Below are 14,649 nucleotides of genomic sequence, written 5' to 3'. Positions count from 1 at the left end.
GGGTTGGGCAGTATCCGTTGAGGGGAAGGATGCACTCTTTATGAGGGCGGAGTGCATCCTCTACAGTTTGGATACTGCTTTATGAGGGTTGGGCAGTATCCGTTTGAGGGGAAGGATGCACTCTTTATGAGGGCTGGAGTGCATCCTTTCCATGGATTGAATGCACTCTTTGGAGGCTAGAGTGCATCCATAGGGAAAGGCATATTCTATAAGAAACAGAGATAACCAAAAGATTTTTTTTTATATTTTATATTGGTAGGTTGCTGTATTTGCTAGGGTAGGGCTATTCATTTTTTATTCTCAATATTTAAGATGATTATGTGATCAGGGTTGTTCGTCAATACAATCGTAAAAGACGTTGAGTATTTTTATAAAAATTAAGATATTTTTGTGCCTTTTTCTTGTTTTTTTTATGTTTACACAAGATTTACACTGCTTTTCAACAGTTTGTTTTTTTGCTTCGCTAATGGCGGTGGCTAAACACTTCAATTATTTTCACTGCCTCAACACCGCATTAAAATAACAATGCTTTATAATATGACAAAATGAGCTGTATAACGTTTGATTCTTGAGGGATGCTAGAAAGAGGGGGATGTTAGGAGCGATGTTGTATATCTTTTTAGTTTATCTCTTAAAGCAGGAAGATGAACATATTTGAGAAGAATATGAAGTGCTATAGATGAAACTCTGTCTTTCCGGATCTATTTTTTATTTGGCCGGATCTATTTTTTATTTGGTTTGACAGTTAAAGAGCAATAGCTGAATGGAATCACGCTTGTCTCATGTTTTTATCCTCACGCTTTAGTTTTTTCTCGTGGGGATGCAAGTTTTTTAATGGGGTTTTACGTGAGTCGCGTAAAACAGAATGTTCCAAACAGAATATACTTGTGTTGCACATTTACGTCCTTGATTTAAAAACATCATGTTGTCTTATCTCACAATAATGTTGGTGAATGGGATAATGGAGAAATCTCTTGTGAAGTGGATCAGCCCTTTTTAAAATCGCATAAGGCGAAAGCCAGCACTATCATACTATTTTAGCATCTCATGGGATGACAGCCTTTGGCTCTTGAGCGTGTTCATAAGAGGCATCTTGCTTTTTTATCTTCGAAGTGTGTTATTTCATATGTCTCTCATGTTGGTAACGTGCAAAAGATATGCTGTTGATTGATGCAATATGAAATAAATTTGAAATGAGACAATCCCTATGATACTCGGGTCGCTTAATTTTAATATGAATAACGCGCGATTATAATTATAAATCAAAATGGTGCCATGATACATCAACCGGTTGGTGGGCTACAGGATAAAGAAAGTCGTCAAACATAAGTCATTCTGTTATGTCGTAAAACACTGTCATTTGCGGTTTGGTGATATGAGAGCCAGCCGGCGCTTTGGATATATTGAAGTGTTTTTTAAAGGGCGTGGTGAATCTTTAGGGCAGAGCTTGCTCGTGTTGCATCTTGAGTTCAGCTGAAAATCCCTGAATAGAAAACAAAGAGTGAATGGAAAACCAAGAGTGAAGTCTATCCAAGCTGTTTGTAGATCAGATTGGGTTAAGAACCTTTGTTCTTTGAGGATCGAACGCAAGCCAACTTGATAAAAGAATGATCTAGTTTGCGGGGAGATTTTATGGAGGAATATAACAAAGCTCATAAGAGAGTGATTTAAGACAATACAGTTATAAAAAAGTACAGTCATAAAAAAAAGTCCTCCGTTGTAATCAGAGGACTAAAAGCAGGAGAATTTTAACATTGGCTTGTAGGACATGTTAAAAAAATGAATTTAAAAGACCGTATCCAATCCACAAATTCATACTTACAAAACTATTACACTAAAATTAGCAGAGAATTCAAAATATATCAATATAAAAAATACTTTTTACAAAAAAGAAAATTTTGTCATTTTGCATTAAAAATTAATGAATACTTTTTCAATTGAATATTTATTTTGAGACTCGACATTAATTAAACAATTAAATTGTATTTAAATAAACTGTATTTAAAGCTGTTATGATGCATGCAAGCATCTTAAACAAAACTTATTCTTCAATAAGCACGAATAAACTTAAAAGAACCTCATGATTACAGGACTGGTGTGGGAGCAGGGTTTTTGTTTTTAAGGGTGTGGAGTGTATCTTGAGTGGGTGTGGAGTGAAGTATTGTCCTTTTGGGTGTGAGGGGTGAAGTGGTGGAAGAGGTTGGGGAGAGCTGCTGGATGATTAAGCGGTGTGGGGGGCTTTAGAAGGCGCAGCAACATGGGAGGCAGATTTGAATGGCGAGGAGGGGATTATTCAGAATGTTTATGGTTTGCATATCCCCAATGAAATGCGAGCAAGTCTAAACAATCTCGTAAATGATCGGCAAGGGAATTTTGTTTGCGTTTTGAAGAATTTAATTCTTTGATTGCTTGTCCATAGCCGATAACGCGTTCAAGCAGTGAATAGCCAAGAATACCCAGTTGAACTTTGATTGTTTTTAAATGATTGGATGCTTCTATTTGACGTTCAATGGGGTGTGTGTACCCTTGGCTACAGGAAACCTTTTCACGGGTGTAGTCAAGGCTCATGTGGAGATCGGCTTGACTTTGACGCCAGTAAAAATAAAAACGTTCTGCCGCTTTATATTGGGCTTTGCTGAGATGTCCTTTCGCATATAAAAGTGCAATGGGATGGCTTTGTGTATTGGCAATGGCATTGATGGTGCGCGGATTGCTGGAACTTTCTGGATGATTGGGTTTAAAATAAGGATTACGCGTTTCAACAGCAATTTCTTGCGTCTTTAAATGACCAATGTGCTTTCCTTGATTTTGATGATCAAGCGGGCAGGTTTGTGTATTTTTTTTCTCGTGATGGGTCATAGCATCTCCTTAAAAATTTTAACTTTGCTTCTCGTTTTTTAAAAAATGTTGCTTGCTCTAGGTAAAAGAGGGGGATGAGAGGAAGACATGTGTTGGAGTGTGCGTGTTGGGTATGCGCTCTTGGGGGTGATTTGGACTGTTGCGCTTGTGTGGGGGAGCCCCATGGATTTGGCTCTTGAAAAGAGGGGTGTTTTGTTGCATGGTGGATTTTCCTTGAATGGCTTGATGGGGAGTGGCATGATGTTGCGCGGCGCTTTGTCTTTGAAAAGATTGGTATTTTTCTGCATTGCGGTTTTTGTCTTTGTGTCTGTTTATATGGAAATGAAGGCGTTGGGGATGACGTGGGGCGTATTTTTACGGGCTGTGGTATTTTATGGCACTCCCGGCATTTTCCTTATGTTTGGTTATGAAGTAATGCAGCGGCGTGGTGTAAATCAGGGTTTGTTCTTCAAGATGGTGTTGTTGAGCTTCATTATTATCGCTGTCTCTAAGTTTGTTTATGGGCAAGCTGAGCACTTTGGTTTGACTTGGGTGTGGTTCTCAAACAGGTGGGTGTTTAACATTCTTTTTGGCGTTGTCTTTGGCGTTATTCTTGGGCTTATTGGTTTAGGAGCAAGGCGTCTTGGTTTTAGGCTTTCATTCTTTGAAAAGGATTGATCTTTTGCTGCATTTTTGGCATGGTCTCTGATTTTTACTTAATAAAGGAGCGGGGCGTATGGTGGTTGCGCGGGACATGTTTTTGAAGGGGCTGGCGTTTTTCTGCGTTATTGGCTTGGTCCTTGGTTTTGCTTATGAGGATGCGGGGCGACCGGTTATGACGTGGGAGGTGTTTTGGCAGGGGGTGGAGATTTCTTGCATTGCTGGAGCGACCCTTTGTTTTATTGTTGTGGGAGCAGACCGTAAGACTGTATCGTGGGGCGTGTTTTTCAAGGCTGTGGTGTTTTGCGCCATTGCTGTAGTGGTTCTTGGCTTTGCTTATAAGGGAGTGAAGCGTTTTGATATATCGTGGGAATTTTTAGTGATAGGAGCGGTGTTTGTTGCATTGCTGGACCTGTCCTTGGTTTTGCTTATGAGGGTGCGGGGTAAGGGGATATCGCGTGGGGTGTCTTTTTTGAGGTTTCTGGTGTTTTGCGGCGTTGTTGGAGCTGTTGTTGGATTGGCGCATGTGGGCGCTAAGCATATGGGGGTTCGCTGGTTTGTGATCTTTAACAATGGGGTGTTTGTGGGCACTATTGGACTTGTTCCTTTTTTTGCTCTGGAGGGGATACGGTGTGTGCGTGTACTGTTGGGGGGCTTAAAAAAATGAGCATTTCTCTTCTCCACGGGCGTGGTCTTTGATGTTCTTTCTGAGAGGGGTATTTGATGTCGAACGATGTGATGTTTTGGCAGTGGTTGGGGTTTTTCTGCTTTGTTGCTCTTGTCTTTGTTTCTATTTATGCGGCAATGAGGTCTTTTGGGGTTACAAGGAAGGCTTTTTTAAAAAATTTGGCGTTGAGCTTCATTATTATCGCTGTCTCTAAGTTTGTTTATGCGCAAGCTGAGCACTTTGGTTTGACTTGGGTGTGGTTCTCAAACAGGTGGGTGTTTAACATTCTTTTTGGCGTTGTCTTTGGCGTTATTCTTGGGCTTATTGGTTTAGGAGCAAGGCGTCTTGGGTTTAGGCTTTCATTCTTTTCAAAGGATTGATCTTTTGCTGCATTTTGGCATGGTCTCTGATTTTTGCTTAATAAAGGAGCGGGGCGTATGGTAGTTGCGCGGGACATGTTTTTGAGGTTTCTGGTGTTTTGCGGCGTTGTTGGAGCTGTTGTTGGATTGGCGTATAACGGAGCCAAGCATATGGGGGTTCGCTGGTTTGTGATCTTTAACAATGGGGTGTTTGCGGGCACTATTGGACTTGTTCCTTTTTTTGCTTTGGAGGGGATACGGTGTATGCGTGTACTGTTGGGGTGGTGCTTAAAAAGAATGAGCATTTTTCTTTTCCACGGGCGTGGTCTTTGATGTTCTTTCTGTGAGGGGTATTTGATGTCGAACGATGTGATGTTTTGGCAGTGGTTGGGGTTTTTCTGCTTTTTTGCTCTTGTCTTGATTTTTATTTATGTGGGAGCAAAGCGTCGCTCTGTTACAGGGTGGATGTTTTGGAGATGGGTGGTGCTTTATGGCGTTGTTGCTACCTACCTTGGTTTTGTTTATGTGGGCGTGGGCAGGCGCGCTGTTGACGGAGAGCTGCTCTTGAAGGGGGCGGTGTTTTCTTGCATTTTTGCAACTGTCCTTGGTTTGGTGCATCTGGGCGTCAAGAGTATGCCTGTTGCTTGGCAAGTGTTCGTAAAGGCGGTTATGTTTTGTTGCCTTATGGGCTTTATCCTGTGGTTTGCTGCTGTGGGCGTCAGAGATATGGATAGCATAAGAGCGGTATTCTTAAAGGTTTTGCTCTTGTCTGTATTGTTGAAAGTGCTCTTGGGGTTCTTTATACGCGAGCAAAGTGATACGGTGCTACAGAGGTTGTTGCGTGCTTTGAATTTTGTGCTGTTTTTCTGCATTTTGGCACTAATTCTTTGTTTTACCCGTCTGGGAGCAGAGAATCTAGGGTTGAGCTGGCTTTGGTTCTCGAAGGATTGGGTGTTTTTATTCATTTTTGGATTTACCCTTCCTTTTGTTTGTGAGGGAGCAAGGTGTGCGCGTGTTCTATGGGCTTGGTTCTTGAGGTAGCTGGTGTTTTTTTCTCCATGGGTGTGGTCTTTAATTTTACTGTGGGTTATTTTGGATATTGATGTCGAACGATTTGTTTTTTTTGCTGTTGTTGGTGTTTTCCTACCTTTTTATTGTTGTCGTTATTGGTACTTATAAGCTTTCCAATCGCTTCGATATTCCTTGGTGGCGGGCGGCGTTTTATTGTATTTGTGGTGTTTCCCTCTTTTTGAAGGAAGTGCTGTTTTACTGCATTTTAGGAGTCGTCCTTTTTTTGGCTCTTGAGGGAATGGAGAGTATGGATATACCGTGGGGACTATTGTCCTTGATAGGGATCGTGTTTGCTGTAGTGTTGGAGTGGTTCTTGATTTTGCATATGAGGGGGCGGCAAGATGGGGTGGTGACGCGTTGTTTGTGGCTATTGAAAGGGGTGGTGTTTTGCGCTGTTGTTGGAGCGACCTTTTTTTGTTTGCGTTTGGGAGCAGAGTATATGGGGTTGAGCTGGCTTTGGTTCGCGAAGGATTGGGTGTTTTTCATCATTTGTGGATTTATCCTTCCTGTTGTTTGTGAGGGAGCAAGACGTGCGCGTTTGAAGGCGGAGGCGTTTTTTAAGAGAGTGGGGTTTATGGGGTATTACAGATAACGTCGAGGGAATGATTGTTCAAAAGAACAGCGATAGCGGTAGGTTTGGGGATCAAACCAGAGCCCTATTTTTCCTTCAAAATCACCAGAACGTTGTTTGGCAATATTCATAATGACGCCGGGGCGTTTGGCTAAATCTGCTTTTTCTTGTGCTAGAGAGGCGGCAAAGATTTTATCTTCCAACGACCGATTGCGCCAAATGGTGATAATGTTAAAGGCATTGGCGCCAATTTCTGAGGCGCCTTTAATGTCTTCTGTGCTGGGGATATCTTTATCCAGACCGCCTTTGCGGGCATGGGCGACAAGGTGAATATGCACACTGTTTAAAACAGCCCAATCAACCATTTTATAAACGGCTTGTTCTTGTCTTGCATAATCATCAGAGGCAATGCCAAGCCGCATCAAACTGTCGATGATAAATTGATCGCAGCCATAGCGCGCACGGCAATAGTCAAAGACTTCAAGCAAGGTATCTACGCTTGATTTGCCAACATGTTCATAAAGAATAAGCCCTTCGTCTAAAAAATGAAGAATCCGTTCAATCGTTTCTTTTGTAGGCTGTTCTAAGCCGCCCGTTTGTTTGGTTAAACGGCGGAGCGATTGTTCTCCTTTCATTTCTAGAGACGCTAAGCAAAGGCGACTCTTTTGTGCAATCCAATGGGGAATACAGTCTGATAACAATTGGCTTTTACCTGCACCACTCGCACCACTCCAGAGCGTTAATTCTGCTGGGCGGAAATGCAATTTGTCCTGCAGTTTAGGATAGGGAACCGTATAACCAAGATGTTTTTCAGGCTCTGGCCAAAAAAGCCCAATCACTTGATCTTTATAGTCTGAGGCGCGCCGTAAACCTTCTGGTGCAAAGCTTAGTGCTGAGGAAAAGGCGGCTTTTATGGTGGCGCTATCAATCCCTGCGGTTAAACAGTCATTGGCATCTTTGCGGGGTAAACGGACACGGTAGCAACGGTGACGTCCAAGCCTGCTGGCAATTTCACGGGCTGCTTCTTCTCCGGGCGGATCCATATCGGTGGCTAAAAAAATTGTTTCAAAAGATTCTAAATGATCAAATTCATTTTCAATCCAGTTGTGTTTGCCTCCACTTCCTCCTCCAAAGGGAACAGAAACCGCCGGATATCCATAGGCGGCTAAGGAAAGCGCATCAATTTCTCCTTCAGTGATAACAATGGTACGGTTTGTTGAAGAAAGCGTGGGGAATGGCGCCTGTTGGGACGCGTGCGTGGGTGCCTGCTGAGATGCTTGCTGAGGTGCGTGCGTGGAGGGGTGGTTGGTTGTGGCGGTGTTTTGGGATGCCTGCTGAGGTGCGTGCTGAGATGCCTGCTGAGGTGTGTTTTGGGGTGCTTGCGTGGAGGGGTAGTTGGTTGTGGCGGTGTTTTGGGGCGCCTGCTGAGGTGTGTGTTGGGATGTCTGCTGAGGTGTGTGTTGGGATGCCTGCTGAGGTGTGTGCTGGGATGTGTGTTGGGATGCCTGCTGGGGCGCCTGCTGAGGTGTGTGCTGAGGTGTGTTCTGGGATGTGTGTTGGGATGCCTGCTGAGATGCCTGCTGAGGTGTGTGCGTGGAGGCGGGGTTGGTTGAGGGTACCTGCTGGGGCGCCTGCTGAGGTGTGTGTGTGGAGGGGTGGTTGGTTGAGGGTACCTGCTGGGGCGCCTGCTTAGGTGCTTGCGTGGAGGGGTAGTTGGTTGTGGCTGTGTGTTGGGATGCCTGCTGAGGTGTGTGTTGGGATGTCTGCTGAGGTGTGTGTTGGGATGTCTGCTGAGGTGTGTGTTGGGATGCCTGCTGAGGTGTGTGCGTGGAGGGGTGGTTGGTTGTGTGCTGAGGCGCCTGCTGAGATGCTTGCTGAGGTGCGTGCGTGGAGGGGGGGGCTGTGGGGCAAAGGGCTTGCCAACCAAACAAAATCGGTTCACATTGGGAAGCTGTTGGTTTTGTTTTTGCTCCTGCTTGCGCGAGCCGTTCTTTGACTAAAGCAAGGGTGCCGTCGGGTTTATAAAAGGGGAAAATGATTTTGTCACCATTTTCTCCTATGCGATAGCGCTTTATAACTTCTAGAGGAATGTGGCGTTCTTTGTGGAGATAGTTTTTTACCAGATTTTGCGGGGTCTGCCCTTTAGGAACCGGTGGACGGCGATAGGAACGATGAGGGACCATAAAGGGTTTGGGGCGTGTCAAATTGAGAGTTGCGCGTGCTTCTTCTAATGCTTGAGAGAGGCTAATGCCTTTGACTTCACACCAAAGATCTAAAAGATCTCCTCCAGTGCCTTCTGCAAAGTCATACCAAAGTCCTGCTTTACTCCCACTCAAGCAAATTGATAAACTTTGACCCGCTTCACCACGTGTGTTGCCTACAATCCAATTGTTGCCTCGTTTGTGCCCTTGGGGAAGAAGCATTTCTACTATTCTATCGGCTTGTGAGATAAGTTTTTGTTTGATTTCAAAAATTGTGCTCATGGTCATTCGTGATATGATTGTTGTTTTTCTTAAGATGTAGGAGATAAGGACTCTCTTTTGCTGTTCTCACCGTTCGATCTGATCGTGAAATCTGTGGTGCTATGGGGCTTGCCAGTCTACTTTGAGCGCTTCTTTGTCGCTCTTTTCTTGCCAATAGTCGCCAAACTTCTTGGCTTTGCTAATGGGGTTGGCTTTTACTCAAACCTTCTGAAATGGCTCTGTTGATGTCTGTTTGCCAAGAGCATGGGAAGTGGTGTCTTGGGGAAAGGAGGAAGGGGGGTGTAAGAAGAGCGGGGTGGATCTGCCTGAGGTTTTGTGCATGCTGGGGGGTCCTGTTGGGTCATGTGTTGTGGCGCTTGTTGGGGTGTTTTGTTGCCAAAGAGTTTGCTTTTCGTTGAAGGTTTTTTGAAATGGCTCTGTTGATGTCTGTTTGCCAATGTTCAGAAAGCCGGTGCTCTTTGGAAAGGGCGGTAATTGGAAGAAGGGTGTTGCTCGAGAAAGAGGAGGTGGATACAGAGAGGCTGGCGAGCCTTGTTTGAAGGGTATGATCTTTGCTGAAAGTTTCTGAAACTGCCGCGTTGATAACTATTTGCCAAGTGCATGGAAGACGGTGCTCTTGGGCAATTGTGAGGCAGTGGGTTTTTTGTTGGAAGAAGGCGGGATGGATACACAGAGGCTGGAGAGCTTTTGTGTTCCTTTGCGTGCAAGAGATGGGCTTGTGTAGGGCGAACACTTTTGTGGTGAGAGTAGTAGGGGTGATGTTGGCTCGTTTTGCTGTATGAAGAGCTTATTTCATTGTTGTTTTTGTTATTATTTTTATGGTTTTGAAACATTTTTTGTCTCCGCGCGTGCTTGAAAAATAGGTTGTTCGTGTGATGTCAAAAATTGTCGCTATAGTTGATCAAACTGCGGTAAAGCATGTCGTTGTTCTCAGAGATGAAAGATGAGGAGCTCCCCTGTTTTTTCTGTTCTAGCCGTTCGATTTCACGGCGAAACCAGTTGCGCCATGTGGCTTGCCAGTCTACTTTGAGAGCTTCTTTGCCGCTTTTGGCTTGCCAATAGTCGCGAAACTTCTTTTCTTGCCAATGAGCTTGGCTTTCACTTAAACCTTCTGAAACTGCTGCCTTGATGTCTGCTTGCCAATGCTCAGGAAGGCGATGCCCTTTGGCAACTGAGGCAGTGGGTTTTTTGTTGGAAGAAGGCGGAATGGATACAGAGAGGCTGGGTGGGAGTGTGGTGGCGGATTTTGTTTTTTCCTCCGTGACAATTTGTGTAATAGGGGCAGGGGCAAAATCGGTTTGGGGAGCGTTTAAAGAGGGGGCGTTTTTTTGCTCCGCTTCTTCTTGTGGAGGGGAAGGGAGAGCAGAATCAAGAGCCGATGAGGGTGATGGGTGATCGCTTTGTTCAAAGTTCTCTTCGCAGGAAAAACAAGGTTCTGTCTCATCAAACAAAATTTTCTTTTCTAAAACACCGTAAGGTGTTTCCTTTTCTTCTGTCTTTTGAGCTTCTGAGCTTTGTGCAGCATCTTTTGTACTCTCGTTAAGCAGTTGTTGAATCTCAGCATTGATTTTCTTGCGTTTTTTTGCCGAAGAACGACCCGCAAAGGATTTTTGTTCAAGCAATTTTTCACGCTCTTGAAAAACATTTTCGCAACGCTTGTTCCATAATCCATTGGCTAAATTTAAAATCTTACCCTCTTGGATGAGCATTTCTAAAACATTAACAAAAGTTCGCTTGTCACAACCACAAAGACGCGCTAAACGTTCTTTCGATATTTCTAGAGGACGGCCGCGTGCATACATTTCATTGAGAAGAATCGTATAGATTCCAATTTCGTGTGCGCGCATCCCACGTACGCCTCCTAGAAAGTCATTTTGATACCAACAAACATATGGAAGCCTAGACGATTCATAATGAGGAGTTTCTTGTTGATTAGCGTGTTTCATACTGCAATCTACTTTCTTCTTTTTTATACATTTTTATTGATGATAAAAGCGCAAATAAGGATTTAACTTGTGTTGTGTTGGGCTCTGTTCGATGATGACGAGAGGCTTCTTTACGACGCTTATAAATGATTGGGTGTGCTTGAAACGCATGCAAACTTACGATTTAAGATTGCGGTGATGGAAAAAATAAAGAGTACCACACATTTTCAATGTATCTGCTTTGGGCAGCAACTTTGGGAGGTGGTTTTGTATATCCTATAGGGTGGTTAAAGTGTTTTTATGATCCAAAAATAAAAAAATTTTCTCCCTAAAAAGTAAAATTTGTTTCCTTAATTTTATCCTTTTTAGAGGATAATGCAAGCTCGTTTTATAAAAAGGACGTGTTTTTTTAAAAAGACGCGCTATATGGTGAAATTATGAATATCGATGGTTGGCGTCAAAGATTAAGGATCGCTTTTGAAAAAAGTGGGCGGTCAAAAAGATCTATCTCCCTCTCTGCCGGTAAAGGTGCGGGGTACCTTCATTCTATTCTTTCTGAAGGAAAAGAACCAACAATCGAATCTCTTTCGCGAATTTGTCACGAAATTAATATCAGTATGAATTATATTCTTTACGGTAAAGGGGCTAGCCCTGAAGATAAAGAATTTATAGAGCTTATTTCAAAACTCTCTCCGCAAGAGAGGCAGGCGATTTTGACTCTTTTGCGGCGACCCGTTGACGAAGCTCCAAAATAACTTCCTTCTGTGCTTTTGAATCAAGACGACTCCAGTATTTTATTAATATCATATCACTCATTTTATCTCTCCTGTGTGTTTATAATTGCAATCGAGTAAGAACAAATAGAGAACAACAAAGGGACATGAGAGGAACAAAGAATAATAGATTTTTATTTACATATGTCATTTGAACCCCGCAGAGATTTAAAATATATCTTTTATGAAGGATAAAATGGTTGACATCTCTCCTATAGAGGATATAAGACTAACGCTATATTTAGTCTTGTCAAGACAAGGTTATGCTTTATCAACTATCTAAAGGGGGAAATAATGAAAAATATTCCATTCGTTAAAGAGGATGAAATCATTATCGTTTTATGCGAAGAGGAAAATCCTGATACTTATGAAGGACCAATTGACGAAATCGAAGAAGTGCTCGAATTGATTGAAGAATGTGAAACTGTTTATAGAGTTTTACGACTCGATCTGACAACTTCTCATGCTGAAGATGTTACGGAAAAAATCGCTGATTTTTATGTCGAAAATCATGAAATGAATGAAGAAAATACGCCATTGCAGCCCTTCGTTTTGAATAGTGAAGCTTATCATGCTTGTTTAAATGAAAGAGCGGCTTGCGATTATGAAGATAATCTCTATGGCTCTTATGAAAAACAGCATCGTTTACGGCCATGTGATGTCTTGACAGATTATTGGTGGTAAACATGCCAAGTTATCTCAAGACTTCTTATCAAGGGATTCCACTTTATTATGCTGGAAATGCGCGAAATTTAATCAGACTCGAACCACAAAAACACAACGCTATTCTTTTCATATCGCAAGAGGTGGCTCTGTTGATGGTAAAAAAATTGGAGGAAGAATATTGTCGTCATGATTTTTCCGTCGTGCAATAGCTAGATTGAAAAAGGAAGCCGCAATGATGGGCCCAAATGCTTTTTTATTGCGGTGACCATGATGCGCGTTATGTTTTCCTTCTTGGGGGGGGGGAGCGTTTTGCGGGAAATTTTTTAGCCGATATGAGAGAGAGGGGGGTATGAAGAAAAGAGCCTATATGTGAGAAATTGTGGGCGTTTTGCGAGGGGAAAAGCTGTCGGCTGGGTTTCACATTGGGGGGATTGAGGAAATGGAGGGAGAGGTAACTATTAGTGGCTTGGAGTGAATAGAAAGCATGTTGTAGAACGAACATGAGGCTTAGGAGGAAGAGAAGAAGCAGTACAGCATTGAGCAGAGGAAAAGTTTTATAAAAAGGAAAGAGCAGAGGAGGAAAAGCAAGAGGGGATTTGGAGTGAATATGAAAGCATGTTGGGAAATGGAGGAAGATGTTTGAAGGGGGAATTAAGACCGTTAAAGTTTGTTTAGAAGTATTGGGACAGAAAGGGGGGCTGGGAGCTTTTGTGTTGCGTGTTAAGGGGGGGCATTATTTTACTCATGAAAGGGCAAGTGCTTTTTTATTGCGGTGACCATGATGCGCGTTATGTTTTCCTTCTTGGGGGGCTTTGCGGGAAATTTTAGCCGATATGAGAAGCCGATATGAGAGAGAGGGGGGCATGAAGAAAAGAGCCTATGGATGAGAAATTGTGGGCGCTTTGCGAGGGGAAAAGCTGTCGGCTGAGTTTCACATTGGGGAGATTGAGGAAATGGAGGGAGAGGTAACTATTAGTGGCTTGGAGTGAATAGAAAGCATGTTGTAGAACGAACATGAGGCTTAGGAGGAAGAGAAGAAGCAGTACAGCATTGAGCAGAGGAAAAGTTTTATAAAAAGGAAAGAGCAGAGGAGGAAAAGCAAGAGGGGATTTGGAGTGAATATGAAAGCATGTTGGGAAATGGAGGAAGATGTTTGAAGGGGGAATTAAGACCGTTAAAGTTTGTTTAGAAGTATTGGGACAGAAAGGGGGGCTGGGAGCTTTTGTGTTGCGTGTTAAGGGGGGGCATTATTTTACTCATGAAAGGGCAAGTGCTTTTTTATTGCGGTGACCATGATGCGCGTTATGTTTTCCTTCTTGGGGGGGAGCGTTTTGCGGGAAATTTTTTAGCCGATATGAGAAGCCGATATGAGACAGGGGGGGTATGAAGAAAAGAGCCTATATGTGAGAAATTGTGGGCGCTTTGCGAAGGGAAAAGCTGTTGGCTGAGTTTCATTGGGGAATTGAGAAACTTGCGGGGGGGATGTTGGGGGGCAGTTTTTGTGTTTTCGGGGGTACAATACTTGAAGGATGCATTGAAGGATGCTGTCGCTTTTAGTCTGTGTGAGGGACACTGCTTAAACAGGGATACAGCTTAAAAAATGTGAATGTTTCAAAGAGAATATATTGCAAAAAAAACTTTAAAGGTGAAGGGGAGAAATACTATGCCAATCATTATCGATTGTGTTCAGGGAACAGAAGAATGGATGAAAGTGCGTAATGGTTTGATTACGGCTTCTTTGTTTGAGATGGTTATGGCACAAAAAAAACAGGGGCAAAAAACTTCACGATATCATAGTGTGATGATGAAATTGGCGGGAGAAAGAATTACAGGAAAAACCGTTGAGGAAGGAACAACAGTTTCTCAGCGACGCGGGACAGAATTAGAACCAATCGCACGACAGCTCTATGCAAAACTTACGCATACAGAACCTGAATGTATTGGCTTTGTTTTGGCAGATGATCGCGGACAAGGATTTTCTCCCGATGCTTTTGTGGGAGAAAATGGCTTATTAGAAATTAAAACAAAAAAACCTGAAATTTTGATCCCTCATTTCATGCAAAAGACTTTTCCAGCAGAACATAAAGCACAATGTCAAGGTGGGTTATGGATTTCTCAACGCGAATGGGTGGATTTAATGCTCTATTGGCCTGATATGCCACCTTTGATTAAACGTGCTTATCGTGATGAAGCGTATATTTACAAGCTGGAAAATGAAATTAGCCGTTTTAATGAGGCTTTGGAGAAGATGGTACAGCAAATTAAGTGTGTTGGGACAGGTTTTAGTATAAGGACAGAAATTGCTCTGAAGGAAAGGAAAAACAGAGAGCGGGGAGCGAATGCAAAGCGTCTGTTGGTGGGAAACACAAGAATGAGGCGGGCAAGAAAGGGATCTGTACAGCGTTGAGGAGGGGTAAAGTTTTATAAAAAGGAAAGAGCAGAGGGGGAAAAGCAAAGTGGGGTGTTTGAGGAAAGCGCAAGGAGGGAGCTTGGAATGAATATGAAAGCATGTTGGAAAATGGAGGAAGATGTTTGAAGGGGGAATTAAGACCGTTAAAGCTTATTTAGGCGTATTGAGCACGTTGTTGTTCTGGGAGCTTTTATGTTGAGTGTTAGGGAGGTACAATGAAAGGGCC

The 14,649-nt window shown here is 43.1% G+C and carries 14 protein-coding genes and 1 pseudogene; 12 read left to right on the top strand and 3 right to left on the bottom strand.

The genetic code is table 11. The features are described from left to right. Window positions 1–2,289: 2,289 nt before the first annotated feature. Complete coding sequence (locus ACFIJK_RS03030) at window positions 2,290–2,859, bottom strand: hypothetical protein (RefSeq protein WP_375626405.1); 570 nt, start codon at window positions 2,857–2,859, stop codon at window positions 2,290–2,292. Between the two features lie 87 nt (window positions 2,860–2,946). Between ACFIJK_RS03030 and ACFIJK_RS03025 the strand changes: the two genes are divergently transcribed. The 6 genes from ACFIJK_RS03025 to ACFIJK_RS03000 all read left to right on the top strand — a co-directional run bounded on the left by ACFIJK_RS03025 (window position 2,947) and on the right by ACFIJK_RS03000 (window position 6,187). Next, window positions 2,947–3,516, top strand: coding sequence for a hypothetical protein (locus tag ACFIJK_RS03025; protein ID WP_375626403.1), 570 nt, complete (start codon window positions 2,947–2,949; stop codon window positions 3,514–3,516). A gap of 58 nt (window positions 3,517–3,574) precedes the next feature. Next, on the top strand, window positions 3,575–4,165 hold the full coding sequence (locus tag ACFIJK_RS03020) for a hypothetical protein (protein ID WP_375626401.1): 591 nt from the start codon (window positions 3,575–3,577) through the stop codon (window positions 4,163–4,165). 56 nt (window positions 4,166–4,221) lie between these two features. Next, window positions 4,222–4,545, top strand: coding sequence for a hypothetical protein (locus ACFIJK_RS03015; protein WP_375626399.1), 324 nt, complete (start codon window positions 4,222–4,224; stop codon window positions 4,543–4,545). Window positions 4,546–4,602: 57 nt separating this feature from the next. Beyond that, window positions 4,603–4,857: a hypothetical protein gene (locus tag ACFIJK_RS03010; protein ID WP_375626397.1), complete on the top strand. Its 255-nt coding sequence runs from the start codon at window positions 4,603–4,605 to the stop codon at window positions 4,855–4,857. Window positions 4,858–4,881: 24 nt separating this feature from the next. After that, complete coding sequence (locus tag ACFIJK_RS03005; protein WP_375626395.1) at window positions 4,882–5,565, top strand: hypothetical protein; 684 nt, start codon at window positions 4,882–4,884, stop codon at window positions 5,563–5,565. 61 nt (window positions 5,566–5,626) lie between these two features. Continuing rightward, the gene (locus ACFIJK_RS03000; RefSeq protein WP_375626393.1) at window positions 5,627–6,187 is read left to right on the top strand and encodes a hypothetical protein; all 561 of its coding nucleotides are present in this window, start codon (window positions 5,627–5,629) and stop codon (window positions 6,185–6,187) included. On the opposite strand, the pseudogene ACFIJK_RS02995 reads toward ACFIJK_RS03000, so the two are convergent. Together ACFIJK_RS02995 and ACFIJK_RS02990 are read right to left on the bottom strand one after the other, a co-directional pair. Then, window positions 6,181–8,649, bottom strand: a pseudogene (locus tag ACFIJK_RS02995) (toprim domain-containing protein); the annotation flags it as partial. The gene ACFIJK_RS03000 and the pseudogene ACFIJK_RS02995 sit on opposite strands and share 7 nt — an antisense overlap. Window positions 8,650–9,527: 878 nt before the next feature. Beyond that, entirely contained in the window at window positions 9,528–10,595 is a 1,068-nt protein-coding gene (locus tag ACFIJK_RS02990; RefSeq protein WP_375626391.1) for a DUF1376 domain-containing protein, read from the bottom strand. 416 nt (window positions 10,596–11,011) lie between these two features. Here ACFIJK_RS02990 and ACFIJK_RS02985 point away from each other — a divergent pair, with 416 nt between their 5' ends. The 6 genes from ACFIJK_RS02985 to ACFIJK_RS02960 all read left to right on the top strand — a co-directional run bounded on the left by ACFIJK_RS02985 (window position 11,012) and on the right by ACFIJK_RS02960 (window position 14,420). Beyond that, complete coding sequence (locus tag ACFIJK_RS02985) at window positions 11,012–11,329, top strand: XRE family transcriptional regulator (protein ID WP_375625349.1); 318 nt, start codon at window positions 11,012–11,014, stop codon at window positions 11,327–11,329. A gap of 312 nt (window positions 11,330–11,641) precedes the next feature. Beyond that, window positions 11,642–12,031, top strand: coding sequence for a hypothetical protein (locus tag ACFIJK_RS02980; protein WP_375626389.1), 390 nt, complete (start codon window positions 11,642–11,644; stop codon window positions 12,029–12,031). A gap of 2 nt (window positions 12,032–12,033) precedes the next feature. Further along, entirely contained in the window at window positions 12,034–12,222 is a 189-nt protein-coding gene (locus tag ACFIJK_RS02975) for a hypothetical protein (RefSeq protein ID WP_375626388.1), read from the top strand. Between the two features lie 426 nt (window positions 12,223–12,648). Then, on the top strand, window positions 12,649–12,789 hold the full coding sequence (locus tag ACFIJK_RS02970) for a hypothetical protein (RefSeq protein WP_375626386.1): 141 nt from the start codon (window positions 12,649–12,651) through the stop codon (window positions 12,787–12,789). A gap of 482 nt (window positions 12,790–13,271) precedes the next feature. Continuing rightward, window positions 13,272–13,400: a hypothetical protein gene (locus ACFIJK_RS02965; protein WP_375626384.1), complete on the top strand. Its 129-nt coding sequence runs from the start codon at window positions 13,272–13,274 to the stop codon at window positions 13,398–13,400. Between the two features lie 276 nt (window positions 13,401–13,676). Next, complete coding sequence (locus ACFIJK_RS02960) at window positions 13,677–14,420, top strand: lambda exonuclease family protein (protein ID WP_375626382.1); 744 nt, start codon at window positions 13,677–13,679, stop codon at window positions 14,418–14,420. Window positions 14,421–14,649: the final 229 nt, after the last annotated feature.

This window comes from Bartonella sp. PS17NMGDW (genome assembly GCF_042193555.1).
Lineage (GTDB): Bacteria > Pseudomonadota > Alphaproteobacteria > Rhizobiales > Rhizobiaceae > Bartonella > Bartonella grahamii.
The sequence above is the reverse complement of the archived record's forward strand: the minus strand, read 5'-3'. Positions and strand labels throughout refer to the sequence as shown.

Coding starts and splice junctions, on each gene's coding strand:
- ACFIJK_RS03030 (WP_375626405.1), bottom strand. CDS start 2,859: ATGACCCATCACGAGAAAAAAAATACACAAACCTGCCCGCTTGATCAT.
- ACFIJK_RS03025 (WP_375626403.1), top strand. CDS start 2,947: ATGTGTTGGAGTGTGCGTGTTGGGTATGCGCTCTTGGGGGTGATTTGG.
- ACFIJK_RS03020 (WP_375626401.1), top strand. CDS start 3,575: ATGGTGGTTGCGCGGGACATGTTTTTGAAGGGGCTGGCGTTTTTCTGC.
- ACFIJK_RS03015 (WP_375626399.1), top strand. CDS start 4,222: ATGTCGAACGATGTGATGTTTTGGCAGTGGTTGGGGTTTTTCTGCTTT.
- ACFIJK_RS03010 (WP_375626397.1), top strand. CDS start 4,603: ATGGTAGTTGCGCGGGACATGTTTTTGAGGTTTCTGGTGTTTTGCGGC.
- ACFIJK_RS03005 (WP_375626395.1), top strand. CDS start 4,882: ATGTCGAACGATGTGATGTTTTGGCAGTGGTTGGGGTTTTTCTGCTTT.
- ACFIJK_RS03000 (WP_375626393.1), top strand. CDS start 5,627: ATGTCGAACGATTTGTTTTTTTTGCTGTTGTTGGTGTTTTCCTACCTT.
- ACFIJK_RS02990 (WP_375626391.1), bottom strand. CDS start 10,595: ATGAAACACGCTAATCAACAAGAAACTCCTCATTATGAATCGTCTAGG.
- ACFIJK_RS02985 (WP_375625349.1), top strand. CDS start 11,012: ATGAATATCGATGGTTGGCGTCAAAGATTAAGGATCGCTTTTGAAAAA.
- ACFIJK_RS02980 (WP_375626389.1), top strand. CDS start 11,642: ATGAAAAATATTCCATTCGTTAAAGAGGATGAAATCATTATCGTTTTA.
- ACFIJK_RS02975 (WP_375626388.1), top strand. CDS start 12,034: ATGCCAAGTTATCTCAAGACTTCTTATCAAGGGATTCCACTTTATTAT.
- ACFIJK_RS02970 (WP_375626386.1), top strand. CDS start 12,649: ATGTTTGAAGGGGGAATTAAGACCGTTAAAGTTTGTTTAGAAGTATTG.
- ACFIJK_RS02965 (WP_375626384.1), top strand. CDS start 13,272: ATGAAAGGGCAAGTGCTTTTTTATTGCGGTGACCATGATGCGCGTTAT.
- ACFIJK_RS02960 (WP_375626382.1), top strand. CDS start 13,677: ATGCCAATCATTATCGATTGTGTTCAGGGAACAGAAGAATGGATGAAA.